The 12,599-nt window shown below is 70.3% G+C and carries 8 protein-coding genes; 7 read left to right on the forward strand and 1 reads right to left on the reverse strand.

From position 1 onward, the window contains the following. Window positions 1–219 precede the first annotated feature (219 nt). From AB0D12_RS16415 to AB0D12_RS16430, 4 genes are all read left to right on the forward strand, one after another. Window positions 220–1,629: a ubiquitin-like domain-containing protein gene (locus AB0D12_RS16415; protein WP_362682751.1), complete on the forward strand. Its 1,410-nt coding sequence runs from the start codon at window positions 220–222 to the stop codon at window positions 1,627–1,629. Then, window positions 1,626–2,486: a 16S rRNA (adenine(1518)-N(6)/adenine(1519)-N(6))-dimethyltransferase RsmA gene (gene rsmA, locus AB0D12_RS16420; protein ID WP_362682326.1), complete on the forward strand. Its 861-nt coding sequence runs from the start codon at window positions 1,626–1,628 to the stop codon at window positions 2,484–2,486. Before AB0D12_RS16415 ends, rsmA begins: the two co-directional genes overlap by 4 nt. Then, window positions 2,483–3,382 carry a 4-(cytidine 5'-diphospho)-2-C-methyl-D-erythritol kinase gene (locus AB0D12_RS16425; RefSeq protein ID WP_362682329.1) on the forward strand — a complete coding sequence of 300 codons (900 nt, stop codon included), beginning with the start codon at window positions 2,483–2,485 and terminating at the stop codon, window positions 3,380–3,382. Before rsmA ends, AB0D12_RS16425 begins: the two co-directional genes overlap by 4 nt. 140 nt (window positions 3,383–3,522) lie before the next feature. Then, complete coding sequence (locus AB0D12_RS16430; protein ID WP_362682332.1) at window positions 3,523–4,860, forward strand: acyltransferase; 1,338 nt, start codon at window positions 3,523–3,525, stop codon at window positions 4,858–4,860. Window positions 4,861–4,970: 110 nt separating this feature from the next. Here the strand turns inward: AB0D12_RS16430 and AB0D12_RS16435 are convergent, their stop codons facing one another. Further along, on the reverse strand, window positions 4,971–6,674 hold the full coding sequence (locus AB0D12_RS16435) for a lysyl oxidase family protein (protein WP_362682335.1): 1,704 nt from the start codon (window positions 6,672–6,674) through the stop codon (window positions 4,971–4,973). Window positions 6,675–6,974: 300 nt separating this feature from the next. Here AB0D12_RS16435 and AB0D12_RS16440 point away from each other — a divergent pair, with 300 nt between their 5' ends. The 3 genes from AB0D12_RS16440 (at window position 6,975) to AB0D12_RS16450 (ending at window position 12,594) form a co-directional block, all read left to right on the forward strand. Then, complete coding sequence (locus AB0D12_RS16440; RefSeq protein WP_362682338.1) at window positions 6,975–8,786, forward strand: ABC-F family ATP-binding cassette domain-containing protein; 1,812 nt, start codon at window positions 6,975–6,977, stop codon at window positions 8,784–8,786. Window positions 8,787–9,015: 229 nt separating this feature from the next. Further along, the gene (locus AB0D12_RS16445) at window positions 9,016–10,743 is read left to right on the forward strand and encodes a PQQ-binding-like beta-propeller repeat protein (RefSeq protein ID WP_362682341.1); all 1,728 of its coding nucleotides are present in this window, start codon (window positions 9,016–9,018) and stop codon (window positions 10,741–10,743) included. A gap of 69 nt (window positions 10,744–10,812) precedes the next feature. Further along, window positions 10,813–12,594, forward strand: coding sequence for a PQQ-binding-like beta-propeller repeat protein (locus AB0D12_RS16450; protein ID WP_362682344.1), 1,782 nt, complete (start codon window positions 10,813–10,815; stop codon window positions 12,592–12,594). Window positions 12,595–12,599 lie beyond the last annotated feature (5 nt).

Below are 12,599 nucleotides of genomic sequence, written 5' to 3' on the forward strand. Positions count from 1 at the left end.
ATGTCACCACTCTGCGTAGTCGAGCCGCTTTGGAGAGTGACCATACCTTCGCTAGTGTCCCGGCCCTGCAACGCCATCGCGCGGACCGGACCGGACCTACGGAGCGTCGTGAGCAATTCGCAGGGCAGTGATCGAAGAGGGCGCGGCCGCCGCCGCGCCGCCGCCAGGACGGCGGAGCCGTACGAAGTGCCCGAGCCGTTGTACGGGGCGCCCGAGTCGATGGCGTACGAGCCGGCCGAGTCGTCGTACGAAGTGCCCGAGCCGTTGTACGGGGCGCCCGAGTCGATGGCGTACGAGCCGGCCGAGTCGTCGTACGAAGTGCCCGAGCCGTTCTACGAAGCGCCCGAGCCGATGGCGTACGAAGTGCCCGAGCCTACGCCGTACGACGTGCCCGAGCTGCCGTTGTACGAAGCGCCCGCATCGTCGCTGCCGAGCCGGAGCCCCGGTGCTGCCGTGCCGGCCATGGGCGCCCCCGCCAGGGCGGGTGGCCGCGCCGAAGCCCGTCGCGCCGCCCGCCGCCGCAGGACCGTGGAGAAGCCCGGCACCCTCCGCCGGCTCCTCCCGCAGGCCCTCGTCGTCGCCTTCCTGGCCGGCGGCACCTCGGCCTTCGTCGCCAACGACAAGGCGGTACAGGTCAGCGTCGACGGCGTACCGCGCACCATGCACACCTTCGCCGACGATGTTCAGGAGCTCCTCGAGGACGAGGGCCTCGACATCACCGGGCACGACATCATCGCCCCGGCCCCCGGCGCGGCCCTCGCCAGCGGCGACCAGATCATCGTCCGCTACGGCCGGCCCGTGATGCTCACTCTCGACGGCCGGCGTCGCCGGGTGTGGACCACCGCCCGCACGGTCGACGGCGCGCTGCGTCAGCTCGGAGTGCGGGCCGACGGTGCGTACCTGTCCGCCTCCCGCTCCTCGGCGATCTCCCGCACGGGCCTCGCGCTGGATGTACGCACCGAGCGCACCGTGACCTTGATGGCCGACGGGAGCGAGCGCACCATCCGTACGAACGCGGCGAGTGTGCGCGAGATGCTGGAGGAGGTGGGCATCGCGCTGCGCGGGCAGGACACCACCTCCCTGCCGCTCACCAGCTTTCCGCGTGACGGCCAGACGATCAGTGTCACGCGGATCACCGGCGCCAAGGCGGTCCGCGAGGAGCCGATCGACTTCGAGACCGAGAAGACCGGGGACCCCTCGCTGGCCGTCGGCACCGAGGCCGTCGCACGGCCGGGGCGGCCGGGTGCGCGCCGGGTCACGTACGCCCTGCGGACGGTCAACGGGGTGCTCCAGAAGCCGAAGAAGATCGCCGAGGAGGTGGTGCGGGAGCCGGTCGCCCAGCTGGTGAAGGTGGGCACCAGGCGGCTGCCGGACTCCGTGCCGAGCGCGGACGGGATGAACTGGGGCGCTCTCGCGCAATGCGAGTCCGGCGGGCGGCCGGGGGCGGTCGATCCGTCGGGCGCCTACGGCGGGCTGTACCAGTTCGACACCCAGACGTGGCATGCGCTGGGCGGCGGCGGGCGGCCGCAGGACGCGTCCGCGGCGGAGCAGACGTACCGGGCGAAGATGCTCTTCGTGCAACGGGGGGCGAGTCCGTGGCCGCACTGCGGCCGTAGGCTGTATCGGTGAGCACCACTGAGCCCGACGCACTCCTCGGCCCCGCCGACATCCGTGAACTGGCCGCAGCGCTGGGCGTACGCCCCACCAAGCAGCGCGGCCAGAACTTCGTCATCGACGCCAATACGGTCCGCCGGATCGTACGGACCGCCGAGGTGCGGGAAGAGGACGTCGTCGTCGAGGTCGGCCCCGGGCTCGGGTCGCTGACCCTGGCGCTGTTGGAGGCAGCGGACCGGGTCGTCGCCGTCGAGATCGACGATGTGCTGGCGGGCGCGCTGCCGTCGACGATCGCGGCCCGGATGCCGTCGCGCGCCGACCGCTTCTCGCTGGTCCACTCCGACGCGATGCTCGTCGAGGAGCTGCCGGGACCGCCGCCGACCGCGCTGGTCGCCAACCTCCCGTACAACGTCGCCGTGCCGGTCCTCCTCACCATGCTGGACCGCTTCCCGACGATCGAGCGGACGCTGGTGATGGTCCAGGCGGAGGTCGCGGACCGGCTCGCGGCCAAGCCGGGCAACAAGGTGTACGGGGTGCCTTCGGTGAAGGCGAACTGGTACGCGGAGGTGAAGCGGGCGGGCTCGATCGGCCGGAACGTCTTCTGGCCGGCCCCGAATGTGGACTCGGGCCTCGTGTCCCTGGTCCGCCGCACCGAACCGCTGAAGACAACGGCCTCGAAGGCGGAGGTCTTCGCCGTGGTCGACGCGGCGTTCGCGCAGCGCCGCAAGACGCTGCGGGCGGCGCTGGCGGGCTGGGCCGGATCGCCGGCCGCGGCGGAGGCGGCGCTGGTCGGGGCCGGGATCTCACCGCAGGCGCGCGGGGAAGCGCTGACGGTCGAGGAGTTCGCACGGATCGCGGAGGCCAAGGCGTGAGTGTCACGGTACGGGTCCCGGCGAAGGTGAACGTCCAGCTGGCGGTGGGCGGAGCGCGGCCCGACGGTTTCCACGACCTCGCGAATGTCTTCCTGGCGGTCGGCCTGTACGACGAGGTCACGGTGACCCCGGCCGAGTCGCTGACGATCACGTGCTCGGGCCCGGACGCGCATCAAGTCCCCCTGGACCGTACGAACTTGGCGGCGCGCGCGGCCGAACTGCTCGCGGCCCGTCATGGACTGTCCCCGGACGTCCACATACACATTGCCAAGGACATCCCCGTCGCGGGCGGCATGGCGGGTGGCAGCGCGGACGGCGCGGGTGCGCTGCTCGCGTGCGACGCGCTGTGGGGTCTTGGCTCGTCGCGCTCCGAACTCCTCTCGATCTGCGCCGAGTTGGGCAGCGATGTGCCGTTCAGCCTGGTGGGCGGCGCGGCGCTGGGCACCGGCCGCGGCGAGCAGCTGACCGAGCTGGAGGTCGGCGGGGACTTCCACTGGGTGTTCGCGGTGGCGGACGGCGGCCTGTCGACGCCGGCGGTGTACGGCGAGTTCGACCGCCTCAACGAAGGCATCGCCGTCCCCGAGCCGATCGCGTCCCCCGCGCTACTCGAAGCCCTGCGCACGGGCGACGCGACGGCGCTGGCGGGCGCGCTCGCCAACGACCTGCAGCCCGCGGCGCTCTCGCTGCGCCCTTCGCTGTCCGCCACCCTCGCGGCGGGCACGGCGGCGGGCGCACTGGCGTCCCTGGTCTCGGGCTCGGGCCCGACGACGGCGTTCCTGACGAAGCACGAGGACGCGGCGCGGGGGGTGGCGCAGGCGCTCCTGTCCTCGGGCACGTGCCGTACGGCACGGGTGGCGCCGTCCCCGGCGAGGGGTGCGACGGTGGTCGGGGCCTGAGGGCCACGCCCGGACCCCCTGCCCCGCAAACCCCCTGCCCCCCACCCGCGTGTGCGAGGGCGGGTGGGTGGAGGTACTCAGATCCCGGTTGAGTACGAGCGCTCTCACCAGCCCCCGCGCCCCCGCGGCACCGTACTCGTATGGGATCAAGCGTTCGTGAGCTCGCCGCTGCCACGCCCGGGACCCGGGACCGGTACATCGACCTGTTGCGGGTCGCCTCGCTGGGGACCGTCGTGCTCGGGCACTGGCTGATGGCCGTCGTCACCGGGGACGGCGTCGGGAATCTCCTCGCCGTCGTGCCCGAGCTGCAGCTGCTCACCTGGGGCCTGCAGATCATGCCGGTGTTCTTCTTCGTTGGCGGCTTCTCGCACGCCCTCTCGTACCGCTCCCTCGCCCGGAAGACCGACGGCTCCGTCTACGCCGCCTTCCTGCGAGCCCGGCTGCAGCGGCTGCTGCGGCCCACCATGGTCTTCATCCTGGTATGGGGCGCGGCCGCGCTGATCGTTCAGCTTCTCGGCAGCGGCAGCGGCGGTGACTCGACCGGGTTGACCGGCGTAGCGCTGCGGCTCGTCGCCCAGCCGCTCTGGTTCATCGGTATCTACCTGGCGATGGTCGCCTTCACACCGCCGCTGCTGAAGCTGCACGAGCGGTACGGCTGGGGCGCCTTCGGCGCGCTCGTCGCCGGTGCCGCGCTCGTGGACGTGCTGCGCTTCCTCGGCGGGGTGCCCTTCGTCGAGTTCCTGAACTTCGCCTTCGTCTGGCTCGCCGTCCACCAGCTCGGCTTCCTCCGCGCCGATGGCCGGATCCGGATGCCCTCCGCGCTCGCCGCCGCCGGACTCGTCGGTGCCGCGGGGCTGGTCGCGTTCGGCCCGTACCCCCTGAGCATGGTCGGGATGCCCGGCGAGAAGGTCTCCAACATGTCCCCGCCCACCCTCGCGCTCCTCTTCCACGGTCTGTGGCTGGTCGGCGCGGTGGAACTGCTCCGTACGCCCGGTACACGCTTTGTGCAGCGGGCCAGGGTCTGGCGGGCCGTCGTCGCCGCCAACGGCATCGCGATGACCGCGTTCCTGTGGCATCTCAGCGCGATGCTCGGTGTGTACGGCGCGATGTTCGCCCTCGGCATACCGCTGCCCGCCCCCGCCTCCGGCGCCTGGTGGGCGCAGGTCCCGGTCCGTATCGCGGTGGCCGCCGTGGTGACCGCGCTGCTCGTCGCTGCCTTCCGCACCTTCGAACGGCCGGTGACCGCGGCCCCCGGAGCCGCCGGGAAGGGCGGATCGGGGCCCGCCGCCGCCCTCGGGATCACGCTCTGCCTGTTCGGTGTGCTGGGTCTGTCGATGGTCGGCTTCGGCGGCATGCTGGAGGGCAGGTCCGCGATGCTGGTCGCCGTACGGGTCACCGCGCCCGTCGCCGTCGCCATGGCGCTCATCGGCTGGCTGCTGGTCGAGACGGCGGGCAGAGGCCGCCGGACCGCTTCCTAGGAGCCGCCTCTTCCTACGCCCCTTTCCCCGGAGCCGCTTCCTGGGAGCCGCGCTCAAGGGTGTGCCCGGTCGCGGCCCGGCTGTGGGCAGGGCAGCGACCGGGCCCCGGATCAGGGAGCGCTGATCAGATCGTGCGGAGGCACCTTCACCGTGCGGGCACCGGGCTTACCGCCCAGTACGACCTTGCGGAGTGCGACGTTGTTCTTCAGGTTCGTCTCCTGGAGGCGGTGTTCGGGGTTGGCGATCACCTGGATGTAGTAGGTGCCGTTCGGCAGGTCGGTGACGTCGAAGGACTGGCCGGGACGGTACTGGGTGTACGTGTCGCCGGAACCGACGTCGAGGACCTCGCGCACGGACACCGAGTTCTGCTCGCCGCACGCGGTCGACAGATCCGTGTTGTTCGGGTGCCAGTTGGCGTTCTTCACCGTGTAGTCGATGGCGTCGGTGTTGGCCAGGCAGAAGGCCTCCTTGCCGCTGCGCACGATCTCGGCCTGGTTGGCGCTCAGCAGGCGGTAGCTGGCGAAGTCCTTGAAGTGCCAGTGTTCGTGGCCCACTCGCGGGTCCCACTCCATGGCGCCCGTGGGCGTGTACCCGATCTGCTTGCCGTTGGCGTCGTAGAAGTACTGGTAGGCGTCCATCAGGTTCTTGCCGGGGCTGCGGAAGCCGTCGACGACCAGTGGCGCGGGGCCCGCGTTCCAGACGTTGGCGCTGAAGGCGAGATAGTCCTTGCCGGGGACGTCCCCGTCCTCGCCGTCGGAGATGGCGATATCCCATGCCGGGAGCGAACGCAGGTCGGGCTTGGGCACGTTGGGCACGCTCGCCCGGCCGGTCGGGCGGTGGGCGTTGGGCTGCAGCGCGGGTGCGTTCCGGGAGCCGTCGGTGTGCCCGGGCCCGTCTCCCAGGTGCGTCGCCGTGCCGCGGTCCTGCAGAGCGTGTGACAGCGCGGGCGGGGCGGGGGCGTCCGCACCGCGTCCGTCGACGCCGTAGTGGCTCGCGTGGCCCGACGCCGCGGCGCCGTGCCCGGCGTCGTGCCCCGAGCCGTGCGCGGAGTGCCCGGCCATCGCCGGGTGCGCCGAGCGCGAGGCCGCCGGCCCGCCCCCGCCCTCGGTGACTTTCCGTACCTTCACCTTGATCGTCTTCTGTTCGTTCGCCATGCCGAACAGGTCGCGGTAGGTCTTCGCCACGGAGACCTTGGCGGTGTACTCGCCGGGAGGCAGATCGGCCGGGGCGGATTCGCGGCCCCGGCTGGTGTTGGCCGCCCAGCCCTTCTCGACGCCCCATACGGAGCCGAGCGTGAAGGGGTTCCTGGGGCATTCCTCGGGGTACGTCGAGGTGGCCGGGGCGTCCGGCCGGATCCGGCCGGCGGCGCTGTTCGGGCAGAACGCCTGGGTGGTGTCCAGCACCTTCGCGCCGGACGCCTTGCTGATCGTCACCTTGAGGAAGCCCGGCAGGCCGGAGAAGTCCTTGACCAGACCCGCCGGAAGGGGCTTGGTCCGCGTCTTCTTTCCCTCGTGGATGATCTGCGCGGCGGTCACGGGCTTCTTGTAGGACGGGCGCGTGACCTTGAACTCCAGCGGCCCCCCGTCGACGGTGATGTACGTCCCGAGGTCAAGATTGACCCCGGGTTCGCCCTCATAGCGGTCGAGTGTCACGGAGCTGGAGGCGGCGATCAGCTTGAGCTTGGGTGCGGTGGTCGTCGGCGCCGCTCCGGCGACCGGAGCGGCCCCGGTCGCGGCAGCGACCGCGGCGAGTGCCACGGCGACGGCCGCTGTACGGCGTAGGCGGGTACCAGAGGATATGGGATGTCTGGTCATCGGTTCCTCGTCTGCGAGTGCCACGATGGCATCGGACTGGTCAGAGCCCACGGCCGAACCGGCCGGACACGCCCCCGATGTGCCCGCTCCCTCAGGTGTGGCCCGGTACGACCTGTGCGGCCTGTGAGAGTTGGGCAGGGCTGTCCTGGTTGCTCGCGACAGGAAGGCGCTGAACGTTGGCCGAAAACGGGCCACAGGTCGTCCACGGGCCGTTGGAACCCGGTGATCCTCGGCTGCCGGAAACAGGTCCGGCCGGGCGACTACCCTGGACGTCGATCCATCCCCCGTCCCAGGAGTGAAATGGCCGTCAACCTCGTCAATGTCGAGGCAGTCAGCAAGGTGTACGGAACACGTGCCCTGCTCGACAGGGTCTCCCTCGGCGTGTCCGAGGGGGACCGCATCGGCGTCGTCGGCCGCAACGGCGACGGCAAGACCACCCTCATCCGGATGCTCGCCAAGCTGGAGGAGCCCGACACCGGACGGGTCACCCAGAGCGGCGGGCTGCGGCTCGGGGTGCTCACCCAGCACGACTCGCTCGACCCCGAGGCCACCGTCCGGCACGAGGTCATCGGTGACATGGCCGACCACGAGTGGGCGGGCAACGCCAAGATCCGTGACGTACTCACCGGGCTCTTCGGTGACCTGCACCTGCCGGGCTTCGAACAGGGTCTGGACACGGTCATCGGGCCGCTCTCCGGCGGTGAGCGCCGCCGGATCGCGCTCGCCAAGCTGCTCATCGCCGAGCAGGACCTGATCGTCCTCGACGAGCCCACCAACCACCTCGACGTGGAGGGCATCGCCTGGCTGGCGAAGCATCTGCGGGCGCGCCGCTCGGCGCTCGTCTGCGTCACCCACGACCGCTGGTTCCTCGACCAGGTCTGCACGCGGATGTGGGACGTCCAGCGCGGAGCGGTGCACGAGTACGAGGGTGGCTACAGCGACTACGTCTTCTCGCGCGCCGAGCGCGAGCGCATCGCGGCGACCGAGGAGTCCAAGCGGCAGAACCTGATGCGCAAGGAGCTCGCCTGGCTGCGGCGCGGCGCTCCCGCCCGTACCTCCAAGCCGCGCTACCGCATCGAGGCCGCGAACGAGCTGATCGCCGATGTGCCGCCGCCGCGCGACACCTCCGAGCTGATGAAGTTCGCCAACGCCCGCCTCGGCAAGACCGTCTTCGACCTGGAGGACGTGACCGTCCAGGCAGGCCCGAAGGTCCTGCTGAAGCACCTCACCTGGCAGCTCGGCCCCGGCGACCGTATCGGCCTCGTCGGCGTGAACGGCGCCGGCAAGACCTCGCTGCTGCGCGCCATGGCGGAGGCGGCCCGCAGCGACGGCGACAAGCAGCCCGCCGGCGGCCGCGTCGTCGTCGGCAAGACCGTGAAGCTGGCCTACCTCTCCCAGGAGGTCGGCGAACTCGACCCGGCCCTGCGGGTACTCGAGGCCGTGCAGCAGGTACGCGACCGGGTCGACCTCGGCAAGGGCCGTGAGATGACCGCGGGTCAGCTGTGCGAGCAGTTCGGCTTCACCAAGGACAAGCAGTGGACGCCTGTGGGTGACCTCTCCGGCGGTGAGCGGCGCAGGCTGCAGATTCTGCGGCTGCTGATGGACGAGCCGAACGTCCTCTTCCTCGACGAGCCCACCAACGACCTCGACATCGAGACGCTGACCCAGCTCGAGGACCTGCTCGACGGCTGGCCGGGCTCGATGGTCGTCATCTCGCACGACCGCTTCTTCCTCGAGCGGACGACGGACAGGACGTTCGCGCTGCTCGGCGACACCACGCTGCGGATGCTGCCGCGCGGTATCGACGAGTATCTGGAGCGCAGGCAGCGGATGATCGAGGCCGCCGTGCCGACGTCGGCACCCGCCTCCGCCGCGGTGGAGAAGCCGGCGGCCAAGTCCGCGGGCGACGCCCGCGCGGCGAAGAAGGAACTGCAGAAGATCGAGCGGCAGCTGAACAAGATCTCTGACCGGGAGACCAATCTGCACGCCCAAATCGCCGATAACGCCACGGACTTCGGGAAGGTGGCGAAACTGGACGCGGAGCTGCGTGAACTGATCGGCGAGCGCGACGAGTTGGAGATGCGCTGGCTCGAACTCGCCGAGCACGCGTAAAGGAGCGGTGCAGAGCGCGTAACAACCGCATCACGGGCCGGTCCTCCCTTGGGAACAGGGGTGGACCGGCCCCTTGTTCGAGCATGGCCGAGTGATAGAAAGAAGCTCCGCTCGACTGACCTGAAACAGCGCAATCCATGTCCGAATCGCTCCTTCTCGGAGCAAATGCTCGCCGGAACAGCGGGGGAGACCGGCTCGGGCAGTGGGCCGCACCAAGGGGGACGTACCGATGACTCAGCCGCCCGGCCAGCAACAGCCGCAGGGTGGCTTTGGCGTTTCCCAGGGCTCGCAGCACGGGTTTCCTCAACCACCGCCCCAGCCTCCGCAGATACCGCCCGCGCAGCCTGGCTACGGCTACCCGCAGCAGGCGCCCGGTCAGCCGGGTCCGTACAACCAGCCGCCCGGCCCGTACAACCAGCCGCCCGGTCCGTACGGTCAGCAGCCGGGGCCGTACAGCGGCTACTCGACCCAGCCGCAGTACGCGGGCGGACCCACCCCGCCCGGCGGTGGCTCCGGCTTCTTCAAGGGCAGGCCCGGAGTCATCATCGGCGCGGCGGTCGCAGGCCTGCTGGTGCTCGGCGGCGGTACCTGGTTCGCGCTCAGCGGTGACGGCAAGGACGGCAAGGCCGGCGTCAGCAAGAGCAGCGACCATCCCAAGCCCTCCGGCTCGGCGTCCGTCGACGAGGGCACCGCCGACGGCACCCCCGGCGGCCAGGACCCCAACGCCCGGCGCAGGCCGGGCGAGGCGAAGGTTCTGATCATGTTGACGAACGACATCGACGTGCCGGGCAACGGCACCGAGATCTTCGGCCCGTGGATCGTCGGCGACACCGTCGTCAAGGTCACGTACCGGGAGGTCACCGCCCAGTCGGTGACCGACGGCAAGAAAAAGTGGAGCCTGAAGCTCGGCACTCCCGCGTGCCTGGCCGCCCCCCAGGCTTCGGCCGAGGGAAAGATCGTCATCGGCGTCAAGAACGGCACTACGAAGAAGTCCGACTGCAGCGATCTCCTGATGATCGATGCGAAAACCGGCAAGGCGGGCTGGAAGAAGCCCATACCCAAGCCCAAGCAGCTCACCGGCTTTTCCGACTTCATCCTCGCCATCAGCGGGAACACGGTCACCATCGCAGGCGACGACAGCTCCTACGGCTTCAGCCTGAGCGACGGCAAGCAGCTCTTCGGCAAGCCGTCCTCCCGCTGCCTGCCCTACGGTTTCGCGGGCGGCACCAGGCTGATCGCCGCCGCGAGCTGCCCCACCAGCGACGCGGAGAACTTCAAGCAGGAGATCCAGGAGGTCGACCCGGCCACCGGCAAGGCCAAGTGGACGTACGCGCTCCCCTCCGACTGGGAGGTCGAGAAGGTCTACTCGGTCAGCCCGGTCGTCGTCTCCATCAGGCTGCAGATCAACGAGTCCCTCGACAACGTCAAACGGCGGGTCATCTCCCTTACGGACAGCGGAAAGCTGCGGTCGCAGCTCCAGGTCGGCAAGGACAAGTTCGAGCCGCGCTGCACCAGTTCGACCATCGCCTTCCGCGGGGACATCCAGGGGTGGTGCACCGGCGTCGCCGCGGACGCGTCCACCCTCTATCTGGCCACGGAGCCGGCCGAGACCAACGAGGTCGTGGCCTTCAGCCTGGACACCGGCAAGCCCAAGTGGCGTTCAACGGCGGGACTCGACCGCACGATGATGCCGGTCACCGTGGAGAACGGCAGCGTCGTGGTCTACATCGCCCCGACCTTCAGCCTGGGTGGTGCGGTCGCGACCATCGCGCCCGCGGGTGGTGCACCGAGAGCCGTGCTGAAGCACCCGCTGTCGACCGCCGAGATCGAGGCCGGCTTCAGCAAACCGCGGACGGTGTATGCGGACGGCCGGTTCTTCCTCACCGCTACCGGGATCGCCGGGCTCGACGATGCCAGGGAGAGGGAGACGACAACACTGATGGCCTTCGGCAAGTGACCGCGTTCTGAGTCGTTCGGACATCCCAACTCCTTCTCCCATCTCCCCATTTTCCAGAGGTAGACACTCATGACACAGCCGCCGAACCAGCCGCCGCAGCCGCCGAACCAGCCGCCACAGGGGGGCTTCGGCGCTCCTCAGCCGCCCGCGCAGCCGCCGCAGATGCCGCCCGCCCCGCAGGGGCCGCCGCCCGCGACGCCTCCCGGGGCGCCCGGCTACGGCTACCCACAACAGCCGCCCGCCCAGCCGGGTTACGGCTACCCGCAGCAGGCCCCCGGCCAGCCGGGTCCGTACAACCAGCAGCCCGGCCCGTACAACCAACAGCCGGGTCCCTACGGCGGCTACCCGACCCAGCCGCAGTACCCCGGCGCGCCCACCCCGCCCGGTGGCGGCGGTGGCATCGGCGGCTTCTTCAAGGGCAAGCCCGGCGCCGTCGTCGGCGCGGCCGTCGCCGCGCTGCTGGTGATCGGCGGCGGCACCTACCTCGCCGTCAGCGGCGGTGACGACGAGAAGGACAACAAGCAGAACGTCAGCAAGAGCGACGACCCCAAGCCGACGGGCTCGGCGTCCGTCGACCAGGGCGACGGCAGCGGCGACGGCCGTGAGGCCAACGACGACCTCAACGCCGGGCGCAAGCCGGGCGAGGCGAAGGTCCTGTTCCTGACGAAGAACGATGTCGACCTGCCGCGCAACGGCGCCGATGTGTTCGGCCCGTGGGTCGTCGGCGACACCGTCGTCAAGGGCATGTACAAGGAGGTCGTCGGCTACTCGGCGACCGACGGCACGAAGAAGTGGAGTCTGCCGCTCGGCGCCGAGATCTGCTCCGCGCCCGCGCAGACCTCTGCCGACGGCAAGATCGTTGTGGGGGTCAAGGACGGTCTCACGGAGAAGTCCAAGTGCCTCAATCTGCAGATGATCGACCTCAAGACCGGCAAGGCGGGCTGGAAGAAGCCGATTCCCAAGGCCAGTGGCGCCTTCAGCTCGCTCTCCGACTTCACTCTGTCGATCAGCGGCAACACCCTCGCGGCGGGGGGTAGCGGCAACTCCTACGGCTTCTCGATGGCCGACGGCAAGCAGCTCTTCAAGGGCCCGAGCGAGGGCTGCAAGCCGTTCGCCTTCGCGGGCGGCCCCAAGCTGATCGCCGCGGCGAGCTGCCCGACGTCGGACTACAACAAGCCCAAGCAGCAGCTGTCGGAGGTCGACCCGGCCACCGGCAAGCCCAAGTGGACATTCAACGCTCCGGTCGGCTGGGAGATCGACAAGGTCTACTCGGCCAGCCCGCTGGTCATCTCCCTGACGCAGCGTGAGCCGAAGAAGTGGTCCATCGTCGCGCTGAAGGACAACGGCACGGTGCGCTCGCAGATCGACGGCGGCAAGGACAAGTTCCAGCCGCGCTGCGGCGGTTCGTTCGTGGTCTTCGGCCAGAACCTCGAGGGCTGCACCGGCGTCGCCGCCGACGCGAGCACGTTCTACATGTCGACCGAGCCGGCCCGGGCCGGCGGGGCCAACGAGGTCGTCGCGTTCAACCTCGACACCGGCAAGCCCAAGTGGCGTTCGCCCGCGGGCGGCGACACCTCGATGACGCCGCTGGGCATGCAGGACGGGAGCGTACTCGTCTACAAGGAAGCGTCGTACGACAAGGGCGGTGCGGTCGCCACGATCGCGCCGACGGGTGGCGCGCCGAAGGTGCTGCTGCAGCACCCGGCCTCGACCGCTGAGATCGAGAACTCCTTCTACTCCGCCAAGATGGTGTACGCGGACGGCCGGTTCTTCATCGCCAGTGGCCGCGTCAGCGCCAGCAACGACGCGGAGGAGAAGGAGACGAAGACCTTGATGGCCTTCGGCAAGTGACCGCG

Source organism: Streptomyces sp. NPDC048479 (assembly GCF_040651435.1).
Lineage (GTDB): Bacteria > Actinomycetota > Actinomycetes > Streptomycetales > Streptomycetaceae > Streptomyces.

Excerpts from the sequence above, each read along its gene's own strand:
- AB0D12_RS16415 (WP_362682751.1), top strand. The coding sequence starts at position 220 with ATGGCGTACGAGCCGGCCGAGTCGTCGTACGAAGTGCCCGAGCCGTTG.
- AB0D12_RS16430 (WP_362682332.1), top strand. The coding sequence starts at position 3,523 with ATGGGATCAAGCGTTCGTGAGCTCGCCGCTGCCACGCCCGGGACCCGG.
- AB0D12_RS16435 (WP_362682335.1), bottom strand. The coding sequence starts at position 6,674 with ATGACCAGACATCCCATATCCTCTGGTACCCGCCTACGCCGTACAGCG.
- AB0D12_RS16440 (WP_362682338.1), top strand. The coding sequence starts at position 6,975 with ATGGCCGTCAACCTCGTCAATGTCGAGGCAGTCAGCAAGGTGTACGGA.
- AB0D12_RS16445 (WP_362682341.1), top strand. The coding sequence starts at position 9,016 with ATGACTCAGCCGCCCGGCCAGCAACAGCCGCAGGGTGGCTTTGGCGTT.
- AB0D12_RS16450 (WP_362682344.1), top strand. The coding sequence starts at position 10,813 with ATGACACAGCCGCCGAACCAGCCGCCGCAGCCGCCGAACCAGCCGCCA.